This window comes from Scytonema hankhaensis NUACC26 (assembly GCF_045865695.1).
Taxonomy (GTDB): domain Bacteria; phylum Cyanobacteriota; class Cyanobacteriia; order Cyanobacteriales; family Nostocaceae; genus Scytonema.
The window spans coordinates 99,177-115,034 of record NZ_BAACAP010000246.1; the positions used below are offsets into that span (position 1 = coordinate 99,177).

14 protein-coding genes are annotated in these 15,858 nt (G+C 41.1%); 5 read left to right on the plus strand and 9 right to left on the minus strand.

The window, feature by feature from the left end:
* Positions 1 to 5: 5 nt before the first annotated feature.
* On the minus strand, positions 6 to 938 hold the full coding sequence (locus ACKTT2_RS43970; protein WP_407898534.1) for a c-type heme family protein: 933 nt from the start codon (positions 936 to 938) through the stop codon (positions 6 to 8).
* A gap of 328 nt (positions 939 to 1,266) precedes the next feature.
* Positions 1,267 to 1,905, minus strand: coding sequence for a Uma2 family endonuclease (locus ACKTT2_RS43975; RefSeq protein WP_407898536.1), 639 nt, complete (start codon positions 1,903 to 1,905; stop codon positions 1,267 to 1,269).
* Positions 1,906 to 2,218: 313 nt separating this feature from the next.
* On the opposite strand from ACKTT2_RS43975, the gene ACKTT2_RS43980 reads away from it, so the two are divergent.
* Both ACKTT2_RS43980 and ACKTT2_RS43985 read left to right on the plus strand, forming a co-directional pair.
* The gene (locus ACKTT2_RS43980) at positions 2,219 to 2,749 is read left to right on the plus strand and encodes a GNAT family N-acetyltransferase (protein ID WP_407898538.1); all 531 of its coding nucleotides are present in this window, start codon (positions 2,219 to 2,221) and stop codon (positions 2,747 to 2,749) included.
* A gap of 120 nt (positions 2,750 to 2,869) precedes the next feature.
* Entirely contained in the window at positions 2,870 to 7,324 is a 4,455-nt protein-coding gene (locus ACKTT2_RS43985) for an NACHT and WD40 repeat domain-containing protein (protein WP_407898540.1), read from the plus strand.
* 391 nt (positions 7,325 to 7,715) lie between these two features.
* Here the strand turns inward: ACKTT2_RS43985 and ACKTT2_RS43990 are convergent, their stop codons facing one another.
* On the minus strand, positions 7,716 to 8,285 hold the full coding sequence (locus tag ACKTT2_RS43990) for a GNAT family N-acetyltransferase (RefSeq protein ID WP_407898542.1): 570 nt from the start codon (positions 8,283 to 8,285) through the stop codon (positions 7,716 to 7,718).
* Between the two features lie 367 nt (positions 8,286 to 8,652).
* Here ACKTT2_RS43990 and ACKTT2_RS43995 point away from each other — a divergent pair, with 367 nt between their 5' ends.
* Positions 8,653 to 9,120 (plus strand): helix-turn-helix domain-containing protein, encoded by a 468-nt coding sequence (locus tag ACKTT2_RS43995; protein ID WP_407898544.1) that lies wholly within the window; start codon positions 8,653 to 8,655, stop codon positions 9,118 to 9,120.
* A 110-nt stretch (positions 9,121 to 9,230) separates the two neighbouring features.
* The gene (locus ACKTT2_RS44000) at positions 9,231 to 9,566 is read left to right on the plus strand and encodes a XisI protein (RefSeq protein WP_407898546.1); all 336 of its coding nucleotides are present in this window, start codon (positions 9,231 to 9,233) and stop codon (positions 9,564 to 9,566) included.
* A 113-nt stretch (positions 9,567 to 9,679) separates the two neighbouring features.
* Here the strand turns inward: ACKTT2_RS44000 and ACKTT2_RS44005 are convergent, their stop codons facing one another.
* From ACKTT2_RS44005 to ACKTT2_RS44015, 3 genes are read right to left on the minus strand one after another with little or no spacing between them, the layout of a single operon-like run.
* On the minus strand, positions 9,680 to 9,862 hold the full coding sequence (locus ACKTT2_RS44005; RefSeq protein ID WP_407898548.1) for a PIN domain-containing protein: 183 nt from the start codon (positions 9,860 to 9,862) through the stop codon (positions 9,680 to 9,682).
* Between the two features lie 46 nt (positions 9,863 to 9,908).
* Positions 9,909 to 10,136: a hypothetical protein gene (locus ACKTT2_RS44010; RefSeq protein WP_407898550.1), complete on the minus strand. Its 228-nt coding sequence runs from the start codon at positions 10,134 to 10,136 to the stop codon at positions 9,909 to 9,911.
* Complete coding sequence (locus ACKTT2_RS44015; protein WP_407898552.1) at positions 10,129 to 10,461, minus strand: hypothetical protein; 333 nt, start codon at positions 10,459 to 10,461, stop codon at positions 10,129 to 10,131. The genes ACKTT2_RS44010 and ACKTT2_RS44015 overlap by 8 nt, the downstream gene beginning before the upstream one ends.
* A 229-nt stretch (positions 10,462 to 10,690) precedes the next feature.
* Between ACKTT2_RS44015 and ACKTT2_RS44020 the strand changes: the two genes are divergently transcribed.
* Entirely contained in the window at positions 10,691 to 10,894 is a 204-nt protein-coding gene (locus ACKTT2_RS44020; protein WP_407898554.1) for a hypothetical protein, read from the plus strand.
* Between the two features lie 259 nt (positions 10,895 to 11,153).
* Here the strand turns inward: ACKTT2_RS44020 and ACKTT2_RS44025 are convergent, their stop codons facing one another.
* The 3 genes from ACKTT2_RS44025 to ACKTT2_RS44035 form a co-directional block, all read right to left on the minus strand.
* Positions 11,154 to 11,618: a cupin domain-containing protein gene (locus ACKTT2_RS44025; protein ID WP_407898556.1), complete on the minus strand. Its 465-nt coding sequence runs from the start codon at positions 11,616 to 11,618 to the stop codon at positions 11,154 to 11,156.
* 161 nt (positions 11,619 to 11,779) lie between these two features.
* Complete coding sequence (gene bchH, locus ACKTT2_RS44030; RefSeq protein ID WP_407898558.1) at positions 11,780 to 15,541, minus strand: magnesium chelatase subunit H; 3,762 nt, start codon at positions 15,539 to 15,541, stop codon at positions 11,780 to 11,782.
* Positions 15,542 to 15,562: 21 nt separating this feature from the next.
* A complete protein-coding gene (locus ACKTT2_RS44035; RefSeq protein ID WP_407898561.1) occupies positions 15,563 to 15,853 on the minus strand; it encodes a hypothetical protein in 291 nt (96 codons plus the stop codon).
* Between the last annotated feature and the right edge of the window lie 5 nt (positions 15,854 to 15,858).

A 15,858-nucleotide genomic window follows, 5' to 3' on the forward strand; every position in this document is an offset into this window, starting at 1 on the left:
AAGCTTCATCCTTTGGGACGCTGTTGCTCAAAACTTTGAATTGCCATCAATAAACTGAGCTTCATACGTGTGAAGGCTTCTACAAGAGAGCCTATTTCATCTTTGGACACTTTCTCAAATTCAACATCAAAATCACCAGTGCTGACGGCTTCTGCAACACGAACAACTTTCTTGATAGGTTGGATAACATATCGCTTCATCCATAGGTTCGCCACGAATATAGCGATCGCAAAAACCAGAGTGATAATTCCTATTGCTAACAATAATGCTTGCTTAGCTCTCTCAAGAATGATATTTGCTGGAACGGAAACAATCTGAGCGCCATTAATTTCATTCAATTTCCAACCAAATCCATGTTCTGTTCCATATACCTTAATCATTCCTTTGGGAGCGACATCTGGGCTACTATGACATCTCAGACAACTTGAGTCTTTTACGGCTAAAGGACTGGCAATGTAATAATATTTTACTCCATTAATCCAATGATATCCTGATGTTGTGTTTTCAAGATTATTGGCTTGCTGGAATTTTTGCACGATTGTTGTTTCAAAATTGTCAGCTTTATCTTGAAGATTGGTAGGATTGAGCATCGCGTCCTTGTAAAAGAAGTTATTGTAACTTACGTCTTGTTTTTGTAGATTTAAAAAGACTTTCCTGGCTGAGTAAGACGGGATAGTTTGCAGTGCAAATTCATCTCCTTTCAAGCGTCGTTCCAATACTGGTTGTACTTCATCATTTGTATATTGCCGTACAGCATTTATATTCTGAAATATAAAACGTGCTCTTGATTTGACTGCAATTTCAGCTTGATAATTTAGGAGATTAGCAAAAGCTATACTACTTAATGTAATTCCTCCAATAAATATTATCAGTAGTAATGTGGTTAGCTTTGTTGCTAATGTTAAATTTTGAAACTTTTTTGTTAATTTTCTTAACATATATTTTAGGGATGCATTTCCTGGAAAAAATGATGAGTTTTAACTTTTTCTAAGAAGTTTGTAGGGTGGGCAGTGCCCACTAAGAAGTTTGTAGGTAGGGCTATGCCACACATTCGCCGTTGGTGGGCTGCCCACCCTACCTGTTTAGGTAATCGAATGGCGGTTCGGAGCTCTGTTTATTTTCGCCCACCTACTTTTTATAAATGCGGTCGCCATCCGCTTATGCGTAATATCATATCTGGTAAGTAGAAACGCGACATATCGCTTTTCTTGGTGGATCTCACTCTTCCACAATATGCACCAGTAGCTTTCTACCATTTTTCAAAAGTTAGATACCCGAACCAAATGCGATAATTTGCTCCACGGTTAGGTCTAAATTTGGGAAGAACTTGGATTTGACGCGATCTTTCCCTGTAAAACTCTCAAACTTGTATTCTCGCTCAACTAAAATGCTACGCGAGGGAACCAGTTCTCCAATGGATATGGTAGGTTCTTGAATCTTAGGATTCTTGCGTTTGGGATAACGAGCAACAGTGAACAGGGGGTCAACGAGCCAAAACTCATTCACTCCAAAGGCTGCATACCAAAGGGGTTTGTTACGGTAGTCATCCTCCCAATTCGTGCTGACTATTTCAATGACAACACTAGGCGGTTCCCTCAATACAGCTTCTGACTGAGTTTGTTGATTCCAGGAATCCCGATTAATCGCGATTAAATCAGGTTTACGAGTATCTTTTGGTCCAAGTTCTAACACGGGCTTCGGATGCACCAGTAACCCAAGTTGGTGACGCCTGCTTGATAATCGCAGTTCTACCAGTAGTTCAGAGCGAAGGTTCTCGTGTTCTCCCGAAGGTTCAGACATGGTTATGACAACTCCGTTGATTAGCTCGTATTCCTGTCCTTCGGGCAGGTCTAGACTAAGAAACTCTTCCACAGTGTAGGTCTGGAATAGGACAGCAGCAACCATAGTCAAGTCTAGGAGAGGAATGTGTCTAATTTTATCATATTAACAATATGCTGATAGCAAGCAAAATACAAAAAAAGTCTGACAAAACATATTTTTGTAGTTGAAAACGAATCAATTCTTCTTAACAAGAAGTGCTATATGGATAGGTGCTCGTAGGCAGTTGACTTATCGTATATTCAAGAAGTGAGATGGGTTGCGATCGCTTCAACGCTTTCCAATTTGCAAAAAGAAAGCGATAGATCCGCTACTATGTAAAAGATTGCAAATTACTAATTATTCGAGTACCCTGAATTGTCGTTTTACTTCTTTTGTCATGCTATTTGATTTCACGATTCGCAGTGCCGAGTCTCAAGATCGTCCGGTTCTGGTCAAGTTAATGGAATTGCTTCAAGATACTGAATCTGAGTTACATCCTAATAGACCATCAGGTTCTCAGATTGGGAATGAACATTTCGCTTATCTGGAAGAAATCGTTAAGAAACAAAATGGTCAGATTTATGTAGCCCAGTCCAAGGAGAGCATCATTGGTTTTGTAGTCTGTTTTGTAGAAGAACTGGATGAAGGGGACTTGCATATTGTTGAGCGGGAGCGAAAATACGGTTATATTTCCGATTTATACGTTTTGGAAACAATGCGAGAAGGAGGCGTGGGTGCTGCACTGATGAAAGCAGCTGAGAATTGGTTCTTAGATTTAGAGTTGGAAGTTGTGAGAGTGGGTTTGTTGTGTAGCAATGAAAAAGCAGCAAAGTTCTACCGTAAAGCTGGGTATCAACCCTATGAAATCGTTTATGAGAAGCGTCTTCAAAAAGAGCGGTTTTTATCAAAGCACATCTCTGTTCAGTGATTCTGACTCCAATACCGTAACAGTTTTGACACCATACAATCCCGCCTATATCTTAAGCTTTTTTTTACACTAAAATTGACTCCAGAAGATGTAGATTGAAAAAATGAGCGGAAGATTTCTGTGATACCACTTAACCTAGACTCTATAATTAATGCGATTTCTGGCATTGCCAGCCCACTTATTAAAGATAAGCTACAGCGTAATGAAACTGTTATCAAATTTTTAAAACAATTTAACCTCGCTCCCGAACATCCACCTGCTGATTTTAGTGGGGTTTACGCCTATGCCTTGGTAGAGTACGGCGTTGGCAAACCCAAGTCATTCTTAGAACTTTTCCGCCACGAACAAATAAAACAAGCATTTCGCAAAGCCTTAGACCACAATAACCCCTCAATCCTCCTATCTGAAGTCGATACATTTGTTGGTGCTTATGCTTTAGGGGATGAAATCAAAACCCTGGGGCTTGATATTAAAAGAGAAGTTGCAGCATTTGCCACCGTATTTATTGAAGTTGCCAAGCGTAGCCGCACCCCATCCGATGCACTCATAAGCCAGCAGATTGGTTCTCTGCACAGAAAAATTGCAACGATTACCGAACAATTAGACAGGCTGCCAACTCTCGAAGGAATTCGTACCGAGATGGCAAGGCTGGCTTCCCAAAATTACCCAGCACTGCCAGAGGAAAGTACTGCAGTGGAAAACAACTGTAAGGCTGTTGCACTTGCCCAACAAATGCGCGGGTGGTTTGAAACCTTGGGTTACCGTTTCGAGAAATATGAAATCTGGGCAGAAGATTACTTCGAGTGGATTATTAACATTCCCGTCAGACGCAATCGATATGACCGCATTCTCATACGTGGAATTGCCGGAGAAGCAGGGTTAAGTGATGCGATCGCGCTAAGTTCTTCAGTAGAACAACAACGCACGGACGAAGGTTGGTTAGTCACAGCCCGCCGCATCTCACGAACCGCTCGTAACGAAGTTCAAAAGGAAGAAAATCAACATCTAGGATGCTACACCTTTGATGAACTCATAGCGCAAGATGCGGACTTTAGCGGGTATCTTGAATGGTTAGAAGCAGAGGTGAAACGGCGGAAGATAGACCAAAAGTACGTTCCCCTTGCTTGCACCAAGGAAGAAATTGACCCGATCTCCAAACGCCAAATAGCAATCAGTCGTTATGACGAACTTGACGGCTGGATTGAGGGTTATATTGACCGTTGGCTTGATGACCCAGCAAAAGAGCATATTTCCATATTAGGAGAATTCGGGACTGGGAAAACTTGGTTTGCCATGCATTACGCTTGGGTAGCACTGCAGCGCTATCAAGATGCTCAAAAACGCGGGACTGAACTTCCCCGTTTGCCTTTGGTCATTCCCCTGCGCGACTATGCCAAAGCAGTCAGCGTAGAGTCACTGTTTTCTGAGTTTTTCTTTCGGAAGTACGAAATTCCTTTGCCCGGTTATTCCGTATTCGAGCAACTTAACTGTATGGGCAAGCTGCTGCTGATTTTCGATGGCTTTGATGAGATGGCAGCTCGTGTCGATCGCCAGGAGATGATTAACAACTTTTGGGAGTTAGCAAAGGTCGTTGTTCCTGGAGCTAAGGTCATCTTGACTTGCCGCACCGAGCATTTTCCAGAGGCAAAGGAAGGGAGAGCACTGCTTAATGCCGAACTTCAAGCATCAACTGCCAATTTAACAGGGGAAACACCACAGTTTGAAGTACTAGAACTGGAGAAATTTAACGACCACCAAATCCAGCAAGTCTTATCGTTCCAAGCTTTCCCTGATACAGTAAAGCAAGTGATGGGTAATCCCCAACTTTTGGATTTAGCACGTCGTCCAGTGATGACGGAGTTAATCCTAGAAGCACTACCAGATATTGAAGCCGGGTTACCTGTAGATATCTCGCGAGTTTACTTGTATGCCGTGCGTCACAAGATGGAACGGGATATCAAAGCAGAACGCACTTTTACTTCCTTAGCAGATAAGCTTTATTTCTTGTGCGAACTATCCTGGGAAATGCTGTCAACCAACCAAATGAGTTTCAACTATCGTTTATTCCCAAACCGCATCCGTCGTCTCTTTGGTTCTGTGGTGCAAGAAGAGAAAGATTTAGACCACTGGCACTACGATATGATGGGTCAAACAATGCTTATTCGGGATGCTGATGGTGATTACACTCCAGCCCATCGTTCCTTGTTAGAGTTCTTTGTCGCTTATAAGTTTGCTGCAGAATTGGGAGCGTTGGCACCTGATTTTATTGAGTTAGCGCGCTCGCAGTCATATTTGGATAAAAATGTAGTACCTGTTGACTACACCTGGTCTGGTTATTTTTCACGTCAGTTAGATAAAGCTGGGAACTGTGTCGCAATGACTCCTTTAAAATCGTTTACAAGCGAGCCACTGGAGAAGTTAAGGGAGACAGTTGGGCGATCGCAACTTACAAAAGTGTTGATAGATCTGCTTGTGCCAATGTTGGGTAATAACAAGTCGCTTGTTAATGTTATTGAGGCAACGCGGGGGAAAAGTGAATCTGAGGTGGGTTATATTGGGGGGAATGCAGCAACATTATTAGTAAAGGTTGACAAGAAGGCACTAGACAACAAAAATCTCTCGTATGCTGTGATTATCGGGGCTAATTTTTCCGATGCTAGTTTGCGCGGTGTTAATTTTGCTGAAGCGAATTTAGCGAACACTGTTTTTCCTAAAGTCTTTGGTGCAATTTTTGCAGTGACATTTAGTCCTGATGGTAAGTTGTTTGCTACAAGTGATGCTAACTGTAAGATTCTTATTTGGAAATGTGGGTATAGTCAACCAATTGCAGTCTCTGAAGGGCATAAAGATTGGATACGGTCAATTGTCTTTAGTCCAGATGGTAAAGTCCTAGTCAGTGCTAGTTATGACCAAACAATTAAATTATGGAATATCTCCACTGGAGAATGCCTAAAAACTTTACAAGGGCATAAAGGTCGGGTAAATTCTGTTGCTATCTCTCCTAACAGTAAAATCCTAGCTAGTGGCAGTAGCGACAACACAATCGGAATCTGGAATATGCAAACTGGGGAATGCTTCCAAACCTTGCACGGTCATACCGACGAAATTCATTCAGTAACAATCAGTCCTGACAGTTTTACTCTAGTTAGTAGTAGCAGAGACAAGACAATTAAAATCTGGAGTATGCACGCTGGAGAATGCCAGAAAACCTTACAGGGACATAGCTATTCAGTAGATTCAGTAACAATCAGTTCTGACGGTGTAATCCTAGCTAGCTCTAGCGCTGATACAACAGTAAAGTTGTGGAGTATACATACAGGAGAATGCCAAAAAACCTTACAGGGACACAGTAAGGGAGTGCGAACAATAGCTTTTAGTACTGATAATAAAACTCTCATCAGTAGTAGTTACGATGAAACCATCAAGCTATGGGATATTAGTACCGGAGAATGTTTGAAAACTTTACAAGGACATAGCGGTCGGGTCAGGTCAGTAGCGATTAGTCCTGATGCAACGACTTTAATCAGTGGCGGTGATGACCAAACAATACGTCAATGGGATCTCCTTACGGGAGAATGTGTAAATATTTTGCAGGGTTATAGTAGTGCAGTGCGATCGGTAGCGATCGCTCCCAATAGTATAACTCTAGCTAGCAGTAGTGAAGAACAAACAGTGAAGCTATGGGACATAAGTACTGGAGAATGTCTAAAAAATTTACTTGGACACACAAGTAGGGTAAATTCAGTAGCTTTCAGTCCTGACGGGAAAACTCTAGCGACTAGTAGTTATGACCGAACAGTCAAACTATGGGATGCTTGTAGTGGAGAATGCTTAAAAACTCTCAATGGGCATCGTGGTGGAGTCAATTCAGTAGTTTTTAGTCCTGGTGGTGACATTTTAATTAGCGCTGGTGGTGACAAAACAGTGAAACTATGGGACATTGAAACGGGAGAGTGTCTCAAAACCTTGCAAGGGCATACCAATTGGTTATGGTCAGTAGCTGTTAGTCCTGACGGTGCAACTATAGTTAGTGGCGGCGATGACAAAATGGTGAAGCTATGGAATAGCTATACAGGAAAATGCTTGAGCACCTTAGAAGGACACCAACAATCTGTATGGTCATTAGCAATGAGTTCTGACGGTAAAACCCTAGCTAGTGGTAGTGATGATAATACAGTAAAATTATGGGATATTAGCACTGGGCAATGTCGCAAAACTTTACAAGGGCATATAAGCAGGATAGAGGCAATAGCTATTAGCACCAACGGTCAAATTTTAGTTAGTGGTAGTTTCGATCGCACAATAAAACTTTGGGACACAAATACAGGAGAATGTTTGAGAACTTTATATGGTCATACTCAACGAGTACAGTCAGTCGCTATCAGTTTTGACGGTACGCTCTTATTTAGTGGTAGTTATGATGAAACAATCAAGGTTTGGGATACCAATACAGGTGAATGCTTAAAGACTCTCATTAACAAGCCATATGCAGGAATGAAGATCGCGGGGATTAAGGGGTTAGCAAAATCTGAAAAATCTACGCTCAAAGCTTTAGGAGCAGTTGAAAACGAGTAAATTTTTCTTCAGTCACTTGCTCCCTTGATAAATCCCAGGATAATTGACCGTTAATTTAAATCTTGGCAAATCTAGGCATTCCTAGACATCTAGATAAGCACAGCAACGGATACTGCACTATTTCCCGTTAGATTTCCACCAACTTCGAGAAGCCTTAATTAATTAAGTTGTTCGGAAATCTACGTTTGATGACGAATCATCAAACTGATTTAAAAACGTAACCTCTCGCGTCCTGTTAAGACGAGCACTTAAATATGAATCTATTTGCGTGAAACCGAACGTGCTTTCCCGTAGGCTAGGCGGACTCGGAAACAAATAAATTTTTTTAAACGATATTACTGGATTTCGTAATTAAAGTCAATGACTAATTCAGTAAATTTCCGCACCTGCTCTAGGAATGCCGAGATCTGCCCAGATTTGTTGGAACAGCAGTTAACCCTTTGCGAGAAAGTTGGCTGTATAGTTTTGGTAATCTATGCCTGGGTATCGGTACAAAACCGAGGCGCGTATAAAAATAAAGCGCTTTGGGAAAGGGAACAACATAAACAGGTTTATTTACTTCTTTAAGGAGAGTTTTCACTAAACAAGTCCCCAAACCTTTCTTTTGATGAATATATTTAATATGTAATCTATAAAGTTCTGAATAATTTTGAAAATGTTGAACCATTGCACAAGCTACAATTTTGCGATCGTATTCAATAACCCATGACTGTGATGATTTAATAATTGACATCTGATAAAGATGTACTATAGCTAAAATTCCAAGAAATCCCAAACACAATTCAAGTATTAGAGATTTAATAGGTATATCTAAAAATAGGTAAGATAGTAGTAATAGACAACACCAAAATAAGCCTAAAACTTTATAGTCAATAAAGCATATTTGAATGATTCCAAATGTATCTTTACTTGTACTAGAACGAAGAGAATATCCGGGTGGCAAATAACCGATCTCACTCATAAAAAACAAAATTATAAAAAATCTAAAGATTAATTAGCATTTATAGTTTAAATTTGTCCTCAGAAATTTCTACAGTTTAATTTGATAAAACATAATTAGCAAACGTAATAATGAGTAGATAGGCAGAAGTAAACCGAACTACTTTACAAAATGTAAATCACCTGAAATTCTTACTAAAGTCAAAAACTCCGACTTCTCAAAGAAGTCGGGGTTCTTACAGCCAGTTACCCTCTATGGGTTTTTCCATGAGACAGCAAAAGAAGCGGATAAAGAAACTGCTAGACTTGTACTGAAAGTACCTGACAGAGAAGAACAAAACTAACTATCATATATAATATTAGATGACTATTCCCTACTAAATATTTACATGACAATCTCTATCCATCAAACGCCAAAAAACATTCTACCAACACAAGAGCAAGCAGCTGTTGCACAAGCAAGTTGTGAAGTTTTGGCATCCTTGCCAAAAGACCAAAGCTACTACAATATAGAGGTCATGGAAAATGAAACTCAAGGGAAGAAAGTAACTATACCTGCTCCTGCTCTCGATTTACTGATTGAGATTTTAGCAATGATGGGTCAGGGTAATACTGTAAAAGTAACTGCGCTCCCGAAGGAGCTAAATATTTCTCATACAGCAGATATTTTAGGTGTTTCCAAGGATTATGTGTGGAGTTTACTTGATGCAGGACAAATTCCCTATAAAATCGCAGGAAACCTCCGCACGATGCATTATGAAGATGTCATTGAATATAAGAACCGTCAAGATACCGCTCGGATGAAAGCCCTTGATGAACTTGCTGCTCAAGCGCAAGAACTCGACATGGGATACTAATTCATGTCAAACTTGACAGTTTTGTTTGAGGAACCAATTGGTAAACTTTTAATAGAGAGCGAGAATCTCTATCTAGTCGTATTCAATCCTGATAGTGAGACGATTGTGCAATGGATACCTTAGATGCTTATCGACGCATTATTAAAGACGTATTAATTCCATATACACAAATTCCTTACTCCCACGGAGACATTCACTGTAAAACAGTCTTTGATAGCGAAAATGATGATTATCTACTCGTTACTTTGGGCTGGGATGGTGTGAAGCGAATTCACGGTTGTTTAGTCCATATTGAAATTATTGATGGCAAAGTGTGGGTGCAACGGGACGATACAGAAGATGGCGTTACCTATGAATTAGTAGACGCAGGAATTCCCAAAGATAAGATCGTGTTAGGATTTCATCCACCTAACGTTCGTCCCCATACAGGATATGCAGTTGCTTGACGTAACATAAAAAAGATCTTGGTGGTGCGTTACAGCTGTGCTAACACACCTTGCCTTTTAGACGATCGCGAAGAAACGGTAAGAACAAAACAATTCATCGTTTTGTGTTTGAGTTACCACCTCTCCACCCACAATCCCTCAACTTCTTGAAAATGAGCATCACGCGAAATTAGAGTTAATTGGTACTGTATGGCAACAGCAGCGATCCAAATGTCATTATCAGGGATAGGTCGCCCTTTTTGTCGTAAAAGATTTCTAATTTGCCCATACTGAGTGGCTGTCACTAGATCGCACATTGTGTATAGTTTATTTAGAGGGGTTTATAACAAAACATCATTAATACTATGCTTCCAAGTCAACCTGTTCCCAATCTTCCTTTACAGCCTCCAGCATAATTTTGGCATCTTCATCTGAAATAGTACCAGCAAATTGCAACAAATTTTTTCCAGGCACACCTATAGGATTTTTGGTGGCTAAATATTGAGCAAAATCCAGCACTTGCTTCTGCTGCTCATCACTTAATTTGTTAAGTTGAGCAAGAATTTGTTTTTCAACTAATGGGTTAATCATAAAATTCCTTTTTACCAGAAAGTTGTTGCTCTACTAGTTCCCGATTAGATAATAAGACTAACTCAATAACTTCCCGCAGGCTTTCCCTTGCTTCTTGCAGAGTTCTCTCTTGAACATTCGCACTTCTGTAATTCTTGAATGTAACCAATATACCAGCTATCCACTTCTTCAAATATTGCAGTAAAGGTGTTTTCCATACGGCTAATGTTCCTATCTTTTCAAGAATAGCACAAATCATGTTGTCGCACGGGAGCGAAAATGTCTCTTTCCCATTCCCCAGTTCCCAATCACCTGTGTGATTGCTTTTTACGTTGCCGGAAAGCATCGCGTAATATCTTTGTGTCTTCGTCATACGGGTTGAGTTGAATCGCGCGATCGTAGTTTGATAGAGTATCATCATCTTTACCTTGGGCCTCATAGACTCGTCCAAGTCCAGACAACGCCTCCCGAGCGGCTGAATTGAGTTGAATCGCTCGAAATCTTACCACTTAATGGCAAGCACTGAGATATGATGTAGAAGAAAGTCGAGCGGAAAAAATAACGATTAACCAAACATGACTTTAACCGAACTCCTTCGGTGCATTCAACAACTTTCCCCACAAGAAAAGCTGAAGTTAATCCGTATCCTAGCCGAAGAACTCGATACCAAAGAAGATATCTCTCCTCTAGAGCCATATAAAACTTACAATTTACCAACACCTTATGATAACTTTGGTGTTGGAGAACTCATAATGCAAGCAATGGAGCAAACTCAATAAAGCGATTAAATACACTCATATGCGTTTTAAATACTCAACTACCAATCCATCTCAAAATGAGTTTGAAATAAATAACTCCAAGGAGTGCCAGCCTAGTAATATAACTATAATTTTGCTGAACTAATGAGTCTCCAAGTAAAGAAATGAAGATATTAGTATCCAGTAAAACTTGCTACTGGTCGCTTAAGGTAGGCTGATACAACCAACACAACGATTGTTACAAACAGCAAGCAGATGCTTTGTTCATCCGTTGACACAACTACTCTTTGTTTACACGTACTGTATAAGGTTGTCCGGCTTCAGTAGTAAAAAAGGCTATAATCGTCACTGTTTCTTTTCCTAAATTTTTCGCATTATGCAGTGTATTAATTACTTCAAGTAATGCGCTACCCGGTTCAAATTTAAATTGCTTATTTCCTTCAATCTCTAGTGTTAGAGTTCCTCGAAGTACGTATCCATAGACTGGATAAGGATGCTTATGCCATCCCGTTTCTTTTCCCGGTGGAATTTCGACTTTCAGAGCTGTTACTTCTGGTTTCTTAATCTTTGAAAATTCAATTGGTTGGCCAATTGTAGTAGTTACACTTTTGAGTAACTGTGTCACTTTCACATCTTGCTTGTACTCTGAGTTACCTTCTCTTGCCCAAGATGAAACAGAGCACAACATTATCAGCGTAAAAGCTGCTAATCCTAAACCTAACCATTTTTTAAATGTTTTGTTCATTCCCAATACCGCGATTCGTAATTTGCAATGATAAAGTACAACTATAATAGGACTTACGCAACGTCAACGATATTCTGGGGTTTTCACGTGTTGTAGATCCCCCCAACCCCCCTTAAAAAGGGGGGCTTTGCGTAAGTCCTATATAAATTAGGATCTACGAATTACGAATTATTCACTCCCTCCAATTCCTCATCCGTCAACTCATACAACTCGCGTAACTTCTGCAACTTCTCCTCACTAGGTTGCCAAAAACCTCGCCCATTTGCTTCCAACATCCTTGCTACAATATTGCGGAACGCTTCGGGATTTGCCTGACGCAACTTCTCTGCCATTTCCCCATCCAAAGCATAAGTATCAGCAGCTTGGTCATATACCCAACCATCGGTAAAATCCGCAGTACCGCCCCAACCAATCAACGCCGTCATGCGTTGGGAAATTTCATAAGCACCTCCCGAACCCTGACTCGCCATTGCTTCCGCCCATTTCGGATTCAGCAACTTAGTCCGATACTCCATCCTCAACAAATCATCTAAATTCCGAGGTGTTGTATCCTTCGAGAAACTCTCCACAAAACTCGTTGTCACCTTCTTACCGCGCTGTTTTTCAGCAGCTTTCTTCAAACCCCCTGTATTGGCATAGTACTCCTGAATATCAGTCAAACCATATTCCACAGAATCAATTTCTTGAACAATGCGACTGGTACTTTGCAAAAGTTGAGTTAAAACCTCTGGTCTAGCCTGACCTTTATCCTGTCTTCCATAACTAAATACATTGCGACCCTTCCAAGTATCTCCCAACTCATCCCCAGATTCCCAATTACTATCAACCACTCGGTCATTCACCAATGAACCAAAATCACCCGCCGGGTTAGAAAATAACCTAGCCGATGTATTTTCCACCCCTTGCGCCTTCAACGCAAGAGCATGCTTTCTAATAAAATTTTGCTCCTCTGGTTCCTCAGCTTCAGCCGCCCGAAGAAACAAGTCGTCCAGCAATTCAATAATGTTGACAAAACTATCCCGAAAAATTCCCGATAAATTAGCCAAAACATCTATGCGGGGATGTCCTACCTCTGCCAAAGACTTTAACTCATACCTGACAATCCGCCCCGTACCCTCTTTCACGGGTTCCGCACCTACCAACTCCAAAAGAATCCCCAAAGACTCTCCCTTAGTCTTAATCGCATCCAAACCCCATAACATCACCGCCACAGTCTCCGGATACGCCCCATGTTCTTGCAAATGCTGAGCAATAATTTTTCGCCCAATTTCTCGTCCCCGTTCATATGCAGCAGGTGAAGGCATTCTGTAAGGATCTAAAGCATGAATATTCCTACCCGTTGGTAAAACACCAGCACCATCCCGCAACAAATCTCCACCAGGTGCAGGAGGAATATACTCCCCGTTCAACCCCCGCAACAAATTCGTCAACTCATCAGTGGTTTGACTCAATAACCCTCTAATCAACCCCTCTTCTTCTTCGCGACTCTGTAGTTCATTCCCAAAATATGCTTCCAAGTAAGATCCTAACTCTTCCTCATCGGGTGCTTCTCCCAAAACATGCAACCCAGAAGAGAACAACCGATTCTCCAGAACCTGCAAATACTCATACAAATTTACAAGATAATCATTAAAAACGCGATCGCTAAACATCCGAACATTCTCGACACTAAAAGCGATTCCCAAACGCTTAGCATCCTCAAAAGGACAATCCGCATCCAAACCCGTATCCAGAATCTTCTTACAAATTGCCTCCTTCAGCAAATAATTCTTCTTTGGATCTTCGCGATACTCCGCAATCAAATCCCGCAATCCCACCAACTCCTTATACAACCCCGCACGACCATAAGGAGGTACATTGTGAGAAATCAGCACCCCATAACCGCGACGCTTCGCCAAAATAGACTCCGAAGGATTGTTCGCCGCATATATATATAAATTCGGCAAATCTCCCAACAAAATATCAGACCAAGAATAACCCGTATTCCCCAAAGGAGAACCAGGCAACCATTCTACAGTACCGTGCATACCAAAATGAACCACAGCATCAGCTTGAAACTCATTTTGCAACCATTTATAAAAAGCAGCATACTGGGGATGAGGCGTTAAATCTCGTTCAAACATCAACCGCATGGGGTCACCTTGTAATCCTAACGGTGGCTGTACGCCTATCCACACATTTCCCAGCCAAACACCACCAACGTGAAATTCATCACCATAAGTTTTAATACCCGTTCCCGTCAGAGATTTCCATTGTTTCTCAATTCGTCTGGTGCGGAGATATCCCAGCCATTTTTCTAACTTCCTAACATTCACCGTCGCTGGCGTTTGTTCCTCACGCAAAGTCGCCAAGACGCCAAGAGAACTCTCTTCTTCCCTTTGCGCCTTTGCGTCTTTGCGCGAAACAAAATCTTCATCAGACTCTTTCACCAAGCGAATCAACTCTTCCCCATCTTCTGGTAAATCTCCAACAGTATAACCTTGTTCTTTCAGCGCATAAAGGAACTTCAAAAGACTGCGCGGTACATTCAACAATGCAGCTGTTCCCACAGCACCATAACCAGGAGGAAACCCATAGAGAATAATTGCAATCTTTCTTTCAGACACTGGTTTTTGTCGGAGATTAATCCAGCTTTTCACTCTCCCGATAAGTCGCTGTACTCTTTCTGGAACTAAATAAATCTCTTCTCCTACCAATCCACCAAGGGGAACAGTATCAATTGCTCCATCTAATTCTGGTAGAGCGTATAAAACAACACTTTGCAATCCTCCAATACCTTGGCGCGTCCACGAGTGGATATCTTGAATTAGTAGCGGTGCGGCGACAATATAAGGTACATTTTTGGCAGTAAGAATGCGTTTTGCTACATCCACTTGACGCCCAGCTTCCATAGAACCCGCAGGACCACCAACTAGGGGAAAGCCAATGGTAGAAACGATCGCATCTACTTTAACAGCTTCTGGAGAAAGGGAGGGAGTTTCTATGTGTCCTTGTTGTCGTTGTTCGCTTTCGTAATCGGTTGTCATCCAATCCCGTACTGCGACGTGACCTTCTACACCATTAATAAAGATAGGTAAAGGTACTAAACCTGCTTCTTCAAAACGGCGGATGAGTTGAGGAATGTAAGGTTGTTTTGTGACAACGTGTTTGCGGTATAGGAGGATTGCGGCGATTGGGGACTGGCGATTGGGTACTGGGGACTGGGTATGATTGATTTTTCCCAATCCCCAATCGCCTATCCCCAGTCCCCTTTTCTGATACCACTCCAAATACTGACGGGGTGATTCAAAATAACCGGGGTAGTCGGGATGTAACAGCCCCATATTTGGGGTTTCCACTGGTGCGGGAATATCCCCAACTTTCAAACCTAAATATTTTTCTGCTAATGTCCAAAATAAAGCAGCGACGTTTTCCGATCCGCCTGCATTCCAATATCCGTATATAATAAGCCAGTTACGTAAATCTTGTACTTTCTGTACTGGTACAAATTTTAATAACTTTGGTCCTATTTTTAAAAAACTAATGTAACCTGCTAGCTTGTCTTCTTCTCGCCCATTACTAAATTTGTCCAGGATGAACTTTACTGGTTTGGGCATTCCTTTAGGCTTATCTCCAATGGCAAATGCACCAAGTTTGGTTAGACTCATTAATTCTAATGCTGATTCAAATACCAGGCGGATGGGGATACCAGAGATGCGATCGCGCAACCACAATACTTGGTCATAATCGAACAGCAAACTCCCAAAAAACACATCAGCATCTTTTAAGGCTGCTTCTACCTCAGTACGCTTTGTGGTGATATCGCGATCGCTAAATACCCGAATATCCAACTCATCTACGTGAGAGGTAGCCAAAAAAGCTGCCTTGCGGTACAAGTCAGCGTTGAACGATTCAAACCCAGCAACCAGGACAATCCGTTTCATACCTGAGATTCACAGCTTTTCTTAGTGTTCTCTTTCTATTTTAGATCTATTAACAATATCTTGAATTATTTCATATTTTGAGCGTCTTTCAATTTCTTCCAGTGTATCTAAAACTTCTAAAATCCTTTCTCTATAATCCACAAAATCATCTATCAAAGGTACAAAAATTCCCATTTTTTTATCTTCTTTACTGTATATCCAAGCAGATATACCCTCTGCTTCTTTTATTTTATTCCATCCAGATTTTTCTAAATATATAACTATTTGATTTGGAGATATATACTTTTCATAAGAGTACATTAAACTACGCATTGTCT